The following is a 15,337-nucleotide window of genomic DNA, read 5'->3' on the forward strand; positions in this document are numbered from 1 at the left end:
CCTTACTTGTCCAGAAGGGTCAGGTCTTTGATCGCCGCCGGGTCGATACCCGAGATATCGGCGCGGGTGACGGTGGCCTTGTCTGTAACAGACTTGATGAAGGATTCGATGGCAGCCTTCTGCACCTCGGCGGCAATCTGGTCATGCACCTCGGCCAGTGCCGGGGCGGCCTTGTTGCGGGTTTCCGAGACCAGGATCAGGTGCCAGCCGAAATCGGTCTTGATCGGGCCGACGACCTTGCCGACCGGAGCGGCCAGAACCGCATCCTCAAACGGCTTGACCATCGCACCCTTGCCGAACCAGCCGAGGTCGCCGCCATTGGCAGCCGAACCGTCGGTGGAATTGGCCTTGGCCACATCGGCGAAGGGCTTGCCGCCCTCGATCTCGGCCAGGAGGGCCTTGGCCTTGTCCTCGCTGTCGACCAGGATATGGGCGGCGTGGTATTCCAGCTCCGGCGCCATGTCCTTGTACTTGGCGTCATAGGCCTTCTGGATCGCCTCTTCCGAGGTGGCGTCCTTGATGCCGGCGATCAGCGCCTCGTTCGACAGGTAGCTGCGGTTCAGGTTCTGGATCGCGATGGTCTGCTTTTTCGACAGGGTTTCGCCGACCGACTGCTTCAGCGCCTCTTGCTGGATCAGCTGGTCGAGGATGCCCTTGAAGAGCTGGTCATCCGGCAGGGCCTTGTACTGCTGCGGCAGGCCGTCGCGCGTGACGATCACATCGCCCAGCGTGATGTCTTTGCCGTTGACCGTGGCCAGAACCGTGGCGCCGGTGGCAGCGACGGCGGGCGTGGCGGCGGGGGCAGCTTCGGTGGTCGCGGGGGCCGTCGTTTCGGCCAGGGCCGGCAGCGCCAACCCGGCAGAAAGGGCCAGCGCGGCGCAGAACCCGGAAAGTTTCGTCATCTCACACGCTCCTGATGCGGCTGCGGCGTCGCGCAGCGTTGACTATGGCATGGCCAGACCTTAAATCGCACACGTCCCATTGGATTGGTCCGCGGCCAGGTTGGCCGACCTGCCCGGCTCTTCTAGGGGGTGACTTGGGTGCGGGCAAGGCCAAGCCTCACACGATGATGTCAGCGTTTGGCGGACATAACCGAATTGGTCAGGCGGAGTGGTTGATGCTGGGTTTGGGAACGCTTGCACGGAAAGTCTTTGGCACGCCCAACGACCGCATGGTCAGAACGGTGCGCCCCTTGGTCGAGAAGATCAATGCTTTGGAGCCGGAGTTCGCGGCACTGAGCGATGACGGCATCAAGGAACGGACCGAGGCGCTGAAGAAACGCGTTCAGGAGGGCGGCGAGAGCCTTGATTCCGTCCTTCCCGAAGCCTTCGCCAATTGCCGCGAGGCAGCCCGCCGTGCGCTTGGCCTGCGCGCCTTTGACACCCAGCTGATGGGCGGCATCTTTCTGCATCAGGGCAATATCGCCGAAATGCGCACCGGTGAGGGCAAGACCCTTGTCGCGACCTTTCCGGCCTATCTCAACGCCCTGTCGGGCAAGGGCGTCCATGTCGTCACGGTCAACGACTATCTGGCAAAGCGCGACGCCATGTGGATGGGCAAGGTTTATGCCGCCCTGGGCCTGACCACCGGCATCGTGGTGCCCTTCCAGCCTGAGCCGGAAAAGATCGAGGCCTACCGCGCCGACATCACCTATGCGACCAACAACGAACTGGGCTTCGACTACCTGCGCGACAACATGAAGGGCTCGATCGCCGAAATGGCGCAGCGCGGCCACAACTTCGCGATCGTCGACGAAGTGGACTCGATCCTGATCGACGAAGCGCGCACGCCCTTGATCATCTCGGGCCCGTCTGAGGACCGCAGCGATCTGTACCAGAAGATCGACGCCGTGATCCCGGAACTGACCGAAGAGCATTTCAAGCTGGATGAAAAGGTCCGGTCGGCCACGCTGACCGAAGAGGGCAACGATTTCATCGAGCGCCGTCTGCATGCGGCGGGCCTTCTGCCCGATGGCCAGTCGCTTTATGACCCGGAAAGCACGACCCTGGTGCACCACGTCACCCAGGCCCTGCGGGCGCACAAGCTCTACCAGCGCGACCAGCACTATATCGTCAAGGATGGCGAGGTGATGCTGATTGACGAGTTCACCGGCCGCATGATGCGTGGCCGCCGGCTGTCGGAAGGCCTGCACCAGGCGATCGAGGCCAAGGAACATGTGAAGGTCCAGCCCGAGAACGTGACTTTGGCCAGCGTGACCTTCCAGAACTACTTCCGCCTCTACAGCAAGCTGGCTGGCATGACCGGTACGGCCACGACCGAGGCCGACGAATTCATGGAGATCTACAAGCTGGGTGTGGTCGAAGTGCCGACCAACCGCCCGGTGCAGCGGATCGACGACCATGACCAGGTCTTCCGCACCGCGCGCGAAAAGTACGAAGGCATCGTCAAGACGATCCGCACCGCGCATGAAAAGGGTCAACCGATCCTCGTCGGCACCACCTCGATCGAGAAGTCCGAGGCGCTGTCGGACATGCTGAAGAAAGAGGGCATCACCCATAACGTCCTCAACGCCCGCCAGCACGAGGCCGAGGCGCAGATCGTCGCCGATGCCGGCAAGTTCGGCGCGGTGACCATCGCGACCAACATGGCTGGCCGCGGCACCGACATCCAGCTCGGCGGCAACGTCGAGCTGAAGGTGCTGGAGGCGATCGCCGCCGACCCGCATCTGCACCCCGATGAGGTCCGCGCCAAGATCGAAGCCGAACATGCCGAGGAAAAGGCCCGCGTTCTGGCCGCCGGTGGCCTGTTCGTGCTGGCGACCGAACGCCATGAAAGCCGCCGGATCGACAACCAGCTGCGCGGCCGTTCGGGCCGTCAGGGTGACCCGGGCCGCTCGTCCTTCTTCCTGAGCCTCGAAGACGACCTGATGCGGATCTTTGGTTCCGAGCGTCTGGACAAAGTCCTGTCCACGCTGGGCCTGAAAGAGGGCGAAAGCATCGTTCACCCTTGGGTAAACAAATCGCTGGAACGCGCGCAGGCCAAGGTCGAAGGACGCAACTTCGACATCCGCAAGCAGCTGTTGAAGTTCGACGACGTGATGAACGACCAGCGCAAGGCCATCTTCGGCCAGCGGCTGGAGATCATGAACTCGGAAGACGTCGGCGAGATCGCGCAGGACATGCGCCATCAGGTCGCTGAGGATCTCGTCGACTTCTACCTGCCGCCGAAAGCCTATGCCGACCAATGGGACGTGCCCGGCCTTTACGCCGCCGTCATCGAAAAGATGAACCTCGACCTGCCGATCATCAAATGGGCAGCTGAAGAGGGGGTCGATCAGGCGGTCATGCTGGAGCGTCTGGTGGCCGAAAGCGACAAGGCCATGGCCGGCAAGCTGGAGGCCTTCGGCGTCGATACCATGCGCTCGATCGAAAAGCAGCTGCTGCTGCAGACTATCGACGCCAAATGGCGCGAGCATCTGGTGACGTTGGAGCATCTGCGCACCGTCGTCGGCTTCCGTGGCTATGCGCAGCGCGATCCCTTGAACGAATACAAGACCGAAGCCTTCGCGCTGTTCGAATCCATGCTGAACTCGCTCCGTCAGGAGGTCACGCAGAAGCTGGGCCTCGTGCGGCCGATGACGCAGGAAGAGCAGCAGGCGATGATGGCGCAGATGATCGCCCAGCAGCAGGCAATGCAGGCCCCCGCCGCGCCCCCCGCCCCGGCCCCGGCTCCCGAGGTCGCGGCCCCGGTTGCCCCCCCTGCCGCAGTGGCCTTCAACGAGGCCGATCCTTCGACCTGGGGCAACCCGTCGCGCAACGACCCTTGCCCCTGCGGTTCGGGCGAGAAGTTCAAGCACTGCCACGGCAAGCTGGCCTGATCGGCCAAAGGCGAGGGGGCGGTGTCGCCACCCTCTCGCCCGCGATCAGGGCTCCATCAGCCGATAGCCCGCGCCGGGTTCGGTGCGGATGATCGTGGGATTGGCCGGGTCGGGCTCGATCTTGGTGCGCAGCTGGCCGACGAAGACCCGCAGATATTGCGTGTCGTCGTGATGCGCCGGGCCCCAGACGGCGGTCAGGATCTGGCGGTGCGTCACCACCCGCCCGGCATTGCGCGCCAGAATGGCCAGAAGGTCATATTCCTTCGGCGTCAGCCGCAAAGGCTGCCCCGCCCGGCTGACCAGCCTTTTGTCGAGGTCGATGACCAGATCGCCGATCTGCAGCCGCAGCACCTCACCCTTGCCACGCGCGGCGTGGCGGGCGGCGGTGCGCAGGCGGGCCTGCAACTCGCTGATGCCGAAGGGCTTTTCCAGATAATCGTCGGCGCCAAGGTCCAGGGCCGCCACCTTCTCCGCCTCGCGGTCGCGGGCCGAGAGGATGATGATCGGCACCTGCGAGAAGGCGCGGATGTCGGCCAGCACCTCCTTGCCGTCGCGGTCGGGCAGGCCGAGGTCCAGAAGGATGGCATCGGGGGCGATGCTGGCGGCCAGACGCACGGCATCCTGCCCGGTCAGGGCGGGGCGGGTCTCGTAGCCGGCACTTTCCAGCCCGATGCGCAGCATGGTCTGGATCTGCGGATCGTCATCGACGATCAGGATGCGGGTCAGGCTCATGCGGGCTCCTCGGGGGCCAGTTCTGGCGGCAGGACGGCGGCGGGCAGGCGCACGATCAACCTCGTGCCGCGCCGCCGCGCTGCCGGGCTTTCGGCGGTGATCGTGCCGCCCATGGCCTGCACCAGCCCCTTGCAGATCGCAAGGCCCAGCCCGGTGCCCGGCTTGCGCCGGTCGGTGCCGCCGCCGCGGTAGAACTTCTCGAAGATCCGGTCGAGGTCGGCGGGTTTGATCCCCGGGCCTTCGTCGGTCACGCTGATCACCACCTGATCCCCTTGATTGCGGGCATGGACGGTCACCTCGCCCTCATCGGAATATTTCTGCGCATTGTCGAGCAGGTTGAACACGACCTGTCCCAGCAAATCCTGATCGCCGCGGATGAAGCGCAGGTCGGGCGCCAGGCTGATCCGCGTTTTGCGGCCGGGATGCGCCTTGGCGCAGCGCTCCACTGCTGCCCGGATCGCATCGCCCACATCGACCCAATCGCGCCGGATCTTGACCGCGCCGGACTCGATCCGGCTCATCTCCAAGAGGTTGGTGACAAAGCGGTTCAGCCGCCCCGCCTCTTGCCCGATGGTCTGCAGCAGGTCCTGCTGCTGCGCCTGGGGCAGGGCGGCGCCCCTTTGTTGCAGGGTCGAGACCGAGCCGGTGATTGCCGCCAGCGGCGTGCGCAGATCGTGGCTGAGCGAGGCCAATAGCGCGTCGCGGATGTTCTCGTTCTCCTGCAGGGCGGCGGCTTTGACTGCCTCGCGCACCAGAAGCGCGCGGTCCAGCGCGGTCGCGGCCTGTTCGACGGCGGCGTCGAGCTTGATCTCGTCCTCGGGCGGCAGGGGGGCGCTGCGGTCGGGCGGCTCGAAGCCCAGAACCGCCACCACCCGGCGCGAGGTCTTCAGGGGCTGAAAGCGGAAGCGGATGTTTGGAAGGGTGCCGGTGCGCCAGCCCGCTGGCTCGGCCTTCTCCAGCGCCCAACGGGCGGCGGTCAGCTCGGCAGGGTCGGCCAGCTCGTCCGGCGGCCAGGCGGCGCGGGCGGTCAGTTCCTGCCCCTCGGCCAGAAGCAGGATCGCCTTGCCGCCGAGCAGCGTGTGGATCTGCGTCACGGTGGCCCAAAGCACGTCCTCCTCGGTCGAGGCGGCGGCCAGCTTGCGCGAAAAGGCGGCCTGCGCCTCGATCACCTGGGTCTGGGCCATGGCGGCGCGGGCCTGCGCCCGGATGCGCCCGGTCAGGGAGCCGGTCAGCGTGGCCACCACCAGAAAGATCAAGAGCGCGAAAAGCTCGTGCGGTTTGGCCACGGTCAAGGTGTGGACCGGGTCGATGAAGAAGAAGTTGTAGGCGAGGAAGGACAGCATCGCCGCCAGCACCGCCGCCCTTGTGCCCCGCGCGCTGGAACAGGCGAGAACGCCGACCAGAAACACCATCGAAAGGTTGGGCAGCGCCATCAGCGCGTTCAAACCCTGCCCAACCGCGACGCCGAGGCCGGTGGCGAGGCCCGCCCAGGTCAGGTCGAGGGCCAGACCGGGCCGGGTCAGCGTGGCGGTGAGGCGGCTGGCAAACGGCGCCGCAGCCTCCGTCTCGGCCAGCGGCATCACCAGCACCGGGATGCCCTCGGCATGGTGCAGCATCGCATCCGGCAGCGAGCGCGCGAAGGGCCGGGCGGTCCAGCGGCGCGGCCTGCGGCCCAGCACGATCTGGGTCACATTCTCGCGCCGGGCGATGCGGAGGAGGTCCTGGGTGAAGTCGTCGCTGGTAAGCCGCCGCACCTCGGCGCCCAGGCTTTCGGCCAGCGCCAGCACGTCGGAGATGCGGTGGTCGCGGGCCGGATCCGGCGTCAGTCCCGGCTGGATCAGCGACACCGCGATCCACCCCGCGTTCAGCGAAGAGGCGAGCCGCGCCGCTTGTCGGACCAGCCTTTCGCCCGCCATATCCGGGCCGATGCAAACCAGCAGCCGGTCCGAGGCGCCCCACGGCCCCTCGATCGCCTTTTGCCGCAGGATCTGGGTCATCTGATCCTCGACCCGGTCGGCGGTGCGGCGCAGGGCCAGTTCACGCAGCGCGGTCAGATTGCCGGGTGTGAAGAAATTCTCGGTCGCCTTCTGCGCGGTCTGCGGCAGATAGATCTTGCCCGCCTTCAACCGGGTGATCAGCTCGTCCGGCGTGATATCGACCAGCACCACATCCTGCGCGGTTTGCAGGATGCTGTCGGGCACTGTCTCGCGCACGGTGACGCCGGTGATCTGGGCCACCACATCGGCGAGGCTTTCCAGATGCTGGATGTTGAGCGCGGTCCAGACGTCGATCCCGGCCTCCAGCAGCTCTTTCACGTCCTGCCAGCGCTTGGGGTGGCGGCTTTCGGGGGCATTTGTATGGGCCAGTTCATCGACGACCAGCAGGCTTGGGTGGCGGGCGAGGGCGGCGTCGATGTCGAACTCTTCCAGGTGCTGGCCGCGGTAGTCGATGCTTTTGCGCGGCAGAACCTCCAGCCCGCGCATCAGGGCCTCGGTCTCCGCCCGTCCGTGGGTCTCGATCAGGCCCAGAAGCGGCTCCTGGCCCTCGGTCTTCAGCCTTTGGGCGGCGGCGAGCATGGCAAAGGTCTTGCCCACGCCGGGAGCGGCGCCGACGAAGATCTTCAGGCGGCCCGGCCTGTCGCGCTGGCTCAGGGCCAAAAGCGCGTCCGGGTCGGGCCGTTTGGGGGTGCTGACAGGGTCGCCCATGGCGCTATCTGGTCAATTCGCGGCCAGCTTGTCGAGGGCGAGGTTGAGGGCCAGCACATTGACGCGCGGCTCGCCAAACAGGCCGAAGAGCCGCCCCGTGGTCTGATCCGCCACCAGGGCGGCCAGCTTCTCCGGCGGCAGATGGCGCGCCGCAGCCACGCGGGCCACCTGCGCCTGCGCATTGGCCGGCGAGATATCCGGATCCAGCCCCGAGGCCGAGGTGGTCACCGCATCAGCCGGCACGCCCTTTTGGCCCGCGACATCGGCGGTCACCCGGTCGATCAGCTTTTTCGACAAGGGCCCGAGGTTTGAGCCGCCCGAGGCCATCCCGTCATAGGCGGCGGCCGAGGGGCGGGGGTGGAAATAGGTGTCGGAAACGAAGATCTGCCCGATGAGGGACGATCCGATCACGCGGTCGCCCTCCCTGATCGGGCTGCCCGCAGCCTGCGCCGGAAAGGCCAGTCCGGCCACCCCGGTCATGGCCAGGGGATAGGCCAGACCCAGAAGCAGGGTGAACAGCACCAGAAGCACGAAGGCGGGGCGAAGATGGGTCAACATTTTCAGGCTCCTTAAGCCAGATGCAGGGCGGTGATGGCGAGGTCGATCACCTTGATGCCGATGAAGGGCAGGACCAGGCCGCCAAGGCCGTAGACCAGCAGGTTGCGCCGCAGAAGGGCCGCAGCCCCGACCCGGCGGTAAGGCACCCCGCGCAGGGCGAGCGGGATCAGCGCGATGATGATCAACGCGTTGAAGATCACCGCCGACAGGATCGCCGATTCCGGCGAGCCGAGATGCATCAGGTTCAGCGCGGCCATCGCCGGATAGGTGGCGACAAACAGCGCCGGCAGGATGGCGAAATACTTCGCCACGTCATTGGCAATCGAGAAGGTGGTGAGCGAGCCCCGCGTCATCAGAAGCTGTTTGCCGATCTCGACGATCTCGATCAGCTTGGTGGGGCTACTGTCGAGGTCGACCATGTTGCCCGCCTCGCGCGCGGCCTGGGTGCCGGTCTGCATCGCCACGCCGACATCGGCCTGGGCCAAGGCGGGCGCATCATTGGTGCCGTCGCCGCACATTGCGATCAGCCGCCCGCCGGTCTGCTCGCGGCGGATATAGGCGAGCTTGTCTTCGGGTGTGGCCTCGGCGATGAAGTCATCGACCCCGGCCTCCGAGGCAATGGCGGCGGCGGTCACCGGGTTGTCGCCAGTCACCATCACCGTGCGGATGCCCATGGCGCGCAGGGCGGCGAAACGCTCGCGGATCGCGGGTTTGATCACGTCCTTCAGATGGATCACCCCCAGAAGCCGGGCGCCATCGGTGACAGCCAGCGGCGTGCCGCCCGAGCGTGCCACCCGGTCCACCGCCTGACGAAACTCCACCGGGGCGCGGTCTGCCGCAAGGCCTGCAAAGCGCAGGACCGAATCCACGGCGCCCTTGCGGATGGTGCGGCCAGAGATGTCGATGCCCGACAGCCGCGTTTGGGCTGCAAAGGGCACCAGAACCGCGCCCATCAGGTCCTGCTCGATCAGGCCGAAGTCGGACTTGGCCAAGGCCACGATGGAGCGGCCCTCGGGCGTCTCGTCGCCCATGCTGGCCAGAAGGCTGGCGCTTGCCAGTTCGGCCGCGCTCACGCCGGGCAGGGCCAGAAACTCGGTCGCCATCCGGTTGCCGAAGGTGATCGTGCCGGTCTTGTCGAGCAGGAGCGTATCGACATCCCCCGCCGCCTCGACCGCACGGCCCGAGGTGGCGATGACGTTGAAGCGGATCAGCCGGTCCATCCCCGCGATGCCGATGGCCGACAGAAGGCCGCCGATCGTGGTGGGGATCAGGGTCACGAGCAGGGCCACCAGCATGACGATCGAAACACTGGTGCCCGAATAGCCCGCCAGCCCCCACAACGTGACGACGGCGATCAGGAAGATCAGCGTCATGCCGGAAAGAAGGACCGAAAGCGCCAGCTCGTTCGGGGTCTTCTGCCGTTCCGCTCCTTCGACCAGCGCGATCATCCGGTCGATGAAGGTCTGGCCGGGTGCGGCGGTGATGCGGACGCGAATGGCATCCGACAGGACCGTGGTCCCCCCGGTCACGGCGGACCGGTCGCCGCCCGCCTCGCGGATCACCGGTGCGCTTTCGCCGGTGATGGCGGCCTCGTTGATCGCGGCCACGCCCTGGATGATCTCGCCATCGAGCGGGATCACATCGCCGGTTTCGACCAGAACCACGGCGCCGCGTTCCAGGGTCTGGGCGTTGACCACTTCGTAAAGCCCGTCCTGGGTGTCGGGATGCAACAGAAGCTTGGCCTGCACGTCGCTGCGCGATTGCCGCAGGCTCGCCGCCTGCGCCTTGCCGCGCCCCTCGGCCACCGCCTCGGCAAAGGTGGCGAACAGCACGGTGAACCAGAGCCAGGCCGCGATCTGCCCGGAAAACCACGGCTCGCCGGTGCCTTGCATGAGGTCGCGCAGCCAAAGGAAGGTGACCAGCGCCGCCACAACCTCGGTCACAAAGATCACCGGGTTGCGCATCAGCTTGCGCGGGTCGAGTTTCACCACGGCGTCGCGCGCCGCATGCAGCAGGATTGCCCTTTCAAACAGGGCAGGTGCCGCGAGAGTGTCTTTTGACATGGGAATGCTCCGTCAGAAGGTTGCGGAGGCGTGCATCAGCACGTGTTCCACGATGGGCCCAAGGGCAAGGGCCGGGAAGAATTGCAGACCGCCGAGGATCAGGATCACCCCGACCAGCAGACCCACGAAGAGGGCCGAGGTCGTCGGGAAAGTGCCGGAGGAGGCCGCGACGCGGGTCTTGGCGGCCAGCGACCCCGCCATGGCGAGCACCGGCAGCACATAGGCGAACCGGCCCAGAACCATCGCGATGCCGAGGGTGGTGTTGTACCAGGGCGTGTTGGCGTTCAGCCCGGCAAAGGCCGAGCCGTTGTTGCCCGCCGCCGATGAATAGGCGTAGAGAAGCTCGCTCAACCCATGCGGGCCGGCGTTGTTCAGGCTCGACAGCGCAGCCGGCAGCAGGGCCGCCACGGCGGTGAAGCCGAGGATGACCAGAGGCAGGATCAGCACGGCCAGCACTGCCAGCCGGATTTCCCGCGCTTCGATCTTCTTGCCGAGGAACTCCGGCGTGCGGCCGACCATCAGCCCGGCCACAAAGACCGACAGGACGCAGAACACCACCATGCCGTACAGACCCGAGCCGACACCGCCGGGCAGAACCTCGCCCAACTGGATCAGAACCATGGGCACCAGCCCGCCAAGCGGCGTCAGGCTGTCATGCATCGCGTTGACCGCGCCGCAGGACAGGCCAGTGGTCACCGCCACGAAAAGCGCCGACATGGCCTGGCCAAAGCGCAGCTCCTTGCCCTCCATATTGCCCATCGCGGGGTCAACCCCCAGCGCGGTCATCAGGGGGTTGCCCTGGGTTTCCGCCCAATAGACCAAAGCCACGCCGCCGATCATCAGGATCGCCATGGCCGCCAGCAAGGCCCAGCCCTGCCGCTCTGATCCGACCATGCGGCCAAAGGTGATCGGCAGCGCGGCGGAGATGATCAGCATGGCCCAGATCGCCAGCACGTTGGACAGGGCCGAGGGGTTCTCGAACGGATGGGCGGAGTTGGCGTTGAAGAAGCCACCGCCATTGGTGCCCAGTTGCTTGATCGCCTCTTGGCTTGCGACCGGGCCAAGGGCGAGCGTCTGATGCGCGCCCTCCAGCGTGGTGGCGTCCAGCGCCGCCGACAGGCTTTGGGGCAAGCCCAGGGCCACCATCGCCAGCCCCACCACGATTGACAGGGGCAAGAGGATGTAGAGCGTCGCCCGGGTCAGATCGACCCAGAAGTTGCCCAGCGTCGCCGCCCCCGACCGCGCGAAAGCCCGCGTCACCGCCATGGCAAGCGCGATGCCGGTGGCGGCGGACAGGAAGTTGTGGACGGCAAGCCCGGCCATCTGGCTGAAATTGCTCATCGTGGCCTCGCCCGAATAGGCCTGCCAGTTGGTGTTGGTCAGAAAGCTGACCGCGGTGTTGAAGGCCAGATCCGGCGCAACACCCGGCAGACCCGCCGGGTTGAAGGGCAGAAAGGCCTGCAGGCGCAGGATCAGATAGAGCGACAGGAAGCCAAGCGCGCTGAAGACCAGCATCGCCAGGCCGTAGCTGGCCCAGCCCTGCTCCCGCGCGGGGTCAATGCCCGCGGCACGGTAGAAACCGCGCTCGACCGGCGAAAGCACCGGGTGCAGAAAGGTCCGCTCCCCGGTGAACAACCGCGCCATAAAGCGGCCCAACGGCAGCACCACCGCCAGAACCAAAGCCAAAGTGGCCGCGATCTGCAGCCATCCGTTGATAGACATGAAAAGACTCCTGCACCCGGATCAGAATTTCTCGGGGGCGATGAGGGTGATGATCAGATAGACGCCCAAGCCGAGGGCGAAGATCAGCCCGAGGACCGCTTCAAACATGATGGTCCCCTCACGCCTTGCGCAGCAGCGCGACATAGGCCGCCATGAGGCCGATCAGCCCCAGGCCAAGCCCGCCAAACCAGATATCAAGCATCGGTGTACCCCTTTTTGCTGGGCCAAAATTGCCACGGGGCCGCGTCGCCTTTCGATACGGAAGGCGGGGGGTGGATATAAGGAAGTTGCAAAGATCGCGGCGGCTCTTGACCGGCGCCGCAGTTCCATGGGCTGGGCGCGGGTTTTCACACAGCGATAACGGCGGGAATGCGTCTTTCGGCCCGGGTTTGCGTCCCTTTCGCCGCAGGATTTCCTTGATCGGGCCGCAGCTGCGCCCCTTTCAAGGCGCAATGGTCATCTTTGAGTCTCCGGGTAAGAACATGAGCCCTATCGAATCGGTGCTGTCGTCAGAGAGGTTGCGTCGTGCCGCGCGATTCATCGCGGTGGTGGCGATTGCCTTGGCGGCGGGGCATCTGGTCCAGACCCTCGCGGCCCGCAAGTCGGTGCCTCCGACGCAGTCTTCGCTCAAGACGTTGGAGCATGTCGTGCAATTGTCCGCCGCTCCCGATGCGGCGGAGCTGACGCCCCCCGTCCATGCCACCGCAACCTTGACGCAGGCACCGATGCCGGCTCAGGGAAACTGTGCGCCGACGATGCAGCTTGTAGCAGAGGCGGGCGCGGTTGTGCTGCTGCGGGTGAGCGCGCCCTGCGATGCCGGGGCGGAGGTTGTGATGCACCACGCGGGGCTTGCGATCTCCGAGCGGATCGGTTCGACCGGGCAACTGGCCCTGCGCCTGCCGGCGCTGGATGCGGCGGGCCGCTTCTCCTTGCAGCTGCCGGATGGGCGCGAGGCTTCCGCCGCGCTGCCGCTCGCCGACCTCGCCACGGTCCGGCGCTTTGTGGTGCAATGGTCCGGCAAGGCAGGATTCATCCTGCACGGGATGGAGAATGGCGCTACCTTTGGCGGCGCGGGCGACGTGTCGCCCGGCCAGCCCGGCACGCCGGGGGCGGGGGGCTGGATCAGCCTTCTGGGCGATGCGACGGTGGATGCCCCGCTGATGGCACAAATTTACACCTATCCCGCCGCCCCCGCGACGACCGAGGTCGTGGTCGAAGCGCCGGTCTCCTCGGCCAGTTGCGGCCGGGTGATGCGCGGGCAAACCATCCTCAGCACGGCGGGGGCGGCGCGGGTGACCGGACTTTCGCTCACCATGCCCGATTGTTCGGCGGTCGGTGACTTTCTGGTGTTGAAGAATCTTGATCTAAACGTGACACTCGTCGCCAACTAGGAACGGCGGATGGCATGGGTTTGATGGTGTGGCGCGCGGCGGTTTTCGCCGCGTTTCTGTTTCCGGTTGCAGCTGGGGCGCAGGATGTCACCTTGACGTCGCGCGACGGTTCCCTGTCGATCGCCGGCACTTTGACCGGCTATGACGGAGAGTTCTTCCGGATCGCCTCGAATTACGGACCTTTGACGATTGATGGCCAGGGCGTCGTCTGCGATGGCCCGGCCTGCCCGGACCTGACCGCGCCCAAGGCGGTGATCGCGATCACCGGGGCCTCAGATGCCGGGGCCAAGCTGCTTCCGCCGCTTTTGGCGGCCTTTGCCCAAAGTCGCGGTCTGACCCTGCACCCGGGCATGCCGGTGGTGATCTCTGACCCGACCTCGGGCGAGGCGCTGGCCGAAGTGTCCTTTGCCCCGGCCTCGCCGCAGGCCGCGCATGACGCGGTGCTTTCGGGGGCGGCGACGCTGGCGCTGGCCTCTACGACCGAGGCGGATCTCGGGTCGCAGTCGGTGGCGCTGGACGCGCTGGTGCCGATCGTTGCCCCCGACAACCCGACACCGCGGATTTCCACCACCGATCTGGCCCGCGTTCTGGCGGGGGAGACGAAGAACTGGAAGGACGTCGGCGGTCCGGACATGCCGCTGGTCCTGCACGGGCTGGCCGCCGACAGCGATGTCGCACGGGCGCTGAAGGCGCGGCTGGGCAAGGATCCCGCTGTGACGGTCTCGCATGCGACGCTGGCCGAACTGGCCGCCGCCGTCGCCCGCGACCCCTGGGCCATCGCGGTAACCGGTCGCTCGGTGGCGCAGCCGGCCCGGACCCTGCCTTTGACCGACAGCTGCGGCTTTCCCCTTCTGCCGACCCGGCTTGCCGTCAAGGCGCAGGACTATCCCCTGACCCTGCCAGTATTTTTCCTGACACCCCGACACCGCCTGCCGCTTTTCGTGCGCGAGTTTCTGGAGTTTCTCTCGACCCCCGAGGCGCAGCGCGCCGTGGCGCAGGCCGGCTATATCGACCGCAGCGTCGAACGCCAACCGATGACCGCAGACGGCTTGCGCCTGATCAACGCCATCAAGGGGGCCGGCGCGCAGACCACGCTGGAGGACTTGCAGCGCCTTGTCACCGCGATGGACGGCGCCGATCGCCTGTCACTGACCTTCCGGTTCGAGGATGGCACCAACACGCTGGATGCCGCCAGCCAGGACAACCTCGCCGATCTGGCGCAGATGATGGAGGCGGGCCTCTTCAAGGGCGAGGCCCTGACGCTCGCCGGCTTTTCCGATGGGCAGGGCGCGGTGCAGGCCAATATGGACCTGTCGCAGGCCCGCGCCGATGCGGTGCTGGCCGCGCTGAAAGCACTGGTGCCCGGCATGCCGCTGGACCAGTTGCCGACCGAACAGGCCTTTGGCGAGGCGCTGCCGATGGCCTGTGATGCGGTCGCCGCCGGGCGCCGGCTGAACCGGCGGGTCGAGGTCTGGCTGAAGCCGGCCTTCACGGCGCGGCCAGCGGCTACAGATAGCCCTGCGCCTTGAACGAAAGCTCGCGCGATTTGCCGATGATCAGGTGGTCATGCAGGACAATACCCAGGACCTGCGCCGCCTCCTGAACCTGAAGGGTCATCGAGATATCCGCCTCGGATGGGGTCGGGTCGCCCGAGGGATGGTTGTGGATCAGGATGATCGCCGAAGCGTTCAGCTCCAGCGCCCGCTTGACCACCTCGCGCGGGTAGACCGGCACATGATCGACGGTGCCCTTGGCCTGTTCCTCATCCGCGATCAGCACGTTCTTGCGGTCGAGGAAGAGGATGCGGAACTGTTCGGTTTCGCGGTGCGCCATGACAGTCTGGCAATAGTCGAGCAGCGCATTCCACGACGAGAGGATCGGCCGGTTCATCACCTTGGCCCGCATCAGGCGCCCCGCCGCAGCCTCGACCAGCTTCAGCTCCACCACCACGGCATCGCCGACGCCCTTTACCAGCAGCAGCCGCTGCGGCGCGGCCGTGATCACCCGGTTGAAATCGCCGAAGGTGTCCAGCAACAGCCGGGCAAGCGGTTTGACATCCTGGCGCGGGATAGCGCGGAACAGGACAAGTTCCAGCAATTCATAATCCGGCAAAGCCGCCTGCCCGCCCGCCATGAAACGTTCGCGCAGGCGTTTGCGGTGATCGGCGATATAGGAGGGCAGCCTGCCGGGCAGGGCCACCGCCGTGGCTTCATCCTCGTCCCCCGAGGTGGGGAACAGCGGCAGAAGTGATTCTTGAAAGCCATGCTGTGCCATGGCCACAGTTTGCCACTGGCTTGGTGAAGGAAGGGTTAACGGTGCCCTGGGCAA

Annotated in this window: 11 protein-coding genes; 3 read left to right on the plus strand and 8 right to left on the minus strand. The window is 66.3% G+C overall.

All coding sequences use genetic code 11. The features are described 5' to 3' along the window. Positions 1–2 precede the first annotated feature (2 nt). Positions 3–902 carry a peptidylprolyl isomerase gene (locus AC1DVR_RS01580; protein ID WP_477998765.1) on the minus strand — a complete coding sequence of 300 codons (900 nt, stop codon included), beginning with the start codon at positions 900–902 and terminating at the stop codon, positions 3–5. 215 nt (positions 903–1,117) lie between these two features. Here AC1DVR_RS01580 and secA point away from each other — a divergent pair, with 215 nt between their 5' ends. Further along, a complete protein-coding gene (gene secA, locus AC1DVR_RS01585) occupies positions 1,118–3,838 on the plus strand; it encodes a preprotein translocase subunit SecA (RefSeq protein ID WP_477998766.1) in 2,721 nt (906 codons plus the stop codon). Between the two features lie 45 nt (positions 3,839–3,883). On the opposite strand, the gene AC1DVR_RS01590 is transcribed toward secA, so the two are convergent. The 6 genes from AC1DVR_RS01590 to AC1DVR_RS01615 are packed head-to-tail and all read right to left on the minus strand — an operon-like array spanning position 3,884 to position 11,762. Continuing rightward, complete coding sequence (locus AC1DVR_RS01590) at positions 3,884–4,570, minus strand: response regulator (RefSeq protein ID WP_477998767.1); 687 nt, start codon at positions 4,568–4,570, stop codon at positions 3,884–3,886. Next, a complete protein-coding gene (locus tag AC1DVR_RS01595; RefSeq protein ID WP_477998768.1) occupies positions 4,567–7,275 on the minus strand; it encodes an ATP-binding protein in 2,709 nt (902 codons plus the stop codon). Before AC1DVR_RS01595 ends, AC1DVR_RS01590 begins: the two co-directional genes overlap by 4 nt. A 12-nt stretch (positions 7,276–7,287) precedes the next feature. Beyond that, complete coding sequence (gene kdpC, locus AC1DVR_RS01600; RefSeq protein ID WP_477998769.1) at positions 7,288–7,833, minus strand: potassium-transporting ATPase subunit KdpC; 546 nt, start codon at positions 7,831–7,833, stop codon at positions 7,288–7,290. Between the two features lie 11 nt (positions 7,834–7,844). Further along, a complete protein-coding gene (kdpB, locus tag AC1DVR_RS01605) occupies positions 7,845–9,896 on the minus strand; it encodes a potassium-transporting ATPase subunit KdpB (RefSeq protein ID WP_477998770.1) in 2,052 nt (683 codons plus the stop codon). A 12-nt stretch (positions 9,897–9,908) separates the two neighbouring features. Beyond that, positions 9,909–11,618 (minus strand): potassium-transporting ATPase subunit KdpA, encoded by a 1,710-nt coding sequence (kdpA, locus tag AC1DVR_RS01610; RefSeq protein ID WP_477998771.1) that lies wholly within the window; start codon positions 11,616–11,618, stop codon positions 9,909–9,911. A 21-nt stretch (positions 11,619–11,639) separates the two neighbouring features. Then, positions 11,640–11,762 (minus strand): potassium-transporting ATPase subunit F, encoded by a 123-nt coding sequence (locus tag AC1DVR_RS01615; RefSeq protein WP_477998772.1) that lies wholly within the window; start codon positions 11,760–11,762, stop codon positions 11,640–11,642. 338 nt (positions 11,763–12,100) lie between these two features. On the opposite strand from AC1DVR_RS01615, the gene AC1DVR_RS01620 reads away from it, so the two are divergent. Together AC1DVR_RS01620 and AC1DVR_RS01625 are read left to right on the plus strand one after the other, a co-directional pair. Next, on the plus strand, positions 12,101–13,009 hold the full coding sequence (locus AC1DVR_RS01620; RefSeq protein ID WP_477998773.1) for a hypothetical protein: 909 nt from the start codon (positions 12,101–12,103) through the stop codon (positions 13,007–13,009). Between the two features lie 14 nt (positions 13,010–13,023). Further along, positions 13,024–14,538, plus strand: a complete 1,515-nt coding sequence (locus AC1DVR_RS01625; RefSeq protein ID WP_477998774.1) for a phosphate ABC transporter substrate-binding/OmpA family protein — start codon at positions 13,024–13,026, stop codon at positions 14,536–14,538. Here the strand turns inward: AC1DVR_RS01625 and radC are convergent. Beyond that, complete coding sequence (gene radC, locus AC1DVR_RS01630) at positions 14,516–15,283, minus strand: RadC family protein (RefSeq protein WP_477998775.1); 768 nt, start codon at positions 15,281–15,283, stop codon at positions 14,516–14,518. The two genes, AC1DVR_RS01625 and radC, sit on opposite strands and share 23 nt — an antisense overlap. Between the last annotated feature and the right edge of the window lie 54 nt (positions 15,284–15,337).

The sequence above is a fragment of the Rhodobacter sp. P2_H5 genome, from assembly GCF_056403335.1.

Bases quoted from the DNA above. Each gene is read 5' to 3' on its own strand.
- AC1DVR_RS01580 (WP_477998765.1), bottom strand. From the start codon at position 902: ATGACGAAACTTTCCGGGTTCTGCGCCGCGCTGGCCCTTTCTGCCGGG.
- secA (WP_477998766.1), top strand. From the start codon at position 1,118: ATGCTGGGTTTGGGAACGCTTGCACGGAAAGTCTTTGGCACGCCCAAC.
- AC1DVR_RS01590 (WP_477998767.1), bottom strand. From the start codon at position 4,570: ATGAGCCTGACCCGCATCCTGATCGTCGATGACGATCCGCAGATCCAG.
- AC1DVR_RS01595 (WP_477998768.1), bottom strand. From the start codon at position 7,275: ATGGGCGACCCTGTCAGCACCCCCAAACGGCCCGACCCGGACGCGCTT.
- kdpC (WP_477998769.1), bottom strand. From the start codon at position 7,833: ATGTTGACCCATCTTCGCCCCGCCTTCGTGCTTCTGGTGCTGTTCACC.
- kdpB (WP_477998770.1), bottom strand. From the start codon at position 9,896: ATGTCAAAAGACACTCTCGCGGCACCTGCCCTGTTTGAAAGGGCAATC.
- kdpA (WP_477998771.1), bottom strand. From the start codon at position 11,618: ATGTCTATCAACGGATGGCTGCAGATCGCGGCCACTTTGGCTTTGGTT.
- AC1DVR_RS01615 (WP_477998772.1), bottom strand. From the start codon at position 11,762: ATGTCGCGCTGCTGCGCAAGGCGTGAGGGGACCATCATGTTTGAAGCG.
- AC1DVR_RS01620 (WP_477998773.1), top strand. From the start codon at position 12,101: ATGAGCCCTATCGAATCGGTGCTGTCGTCAGAGAGGTTGCGTCGTGCC.
- AC1DVR_RS01625 (WP_477998774.1), top strand. From the start codon at position 13,024: ATGGGTTTGATGGTGTGGCGCGCGGCGGTTTTCGCCGCGTTTCTGTTT.
- radC (WP_477998775.1), bottom strand. From the start codon at position 15,283: ATGGCACAGCATGGCTTTCAAGAATCACTTCTGCCGCTGTTCCCCACC.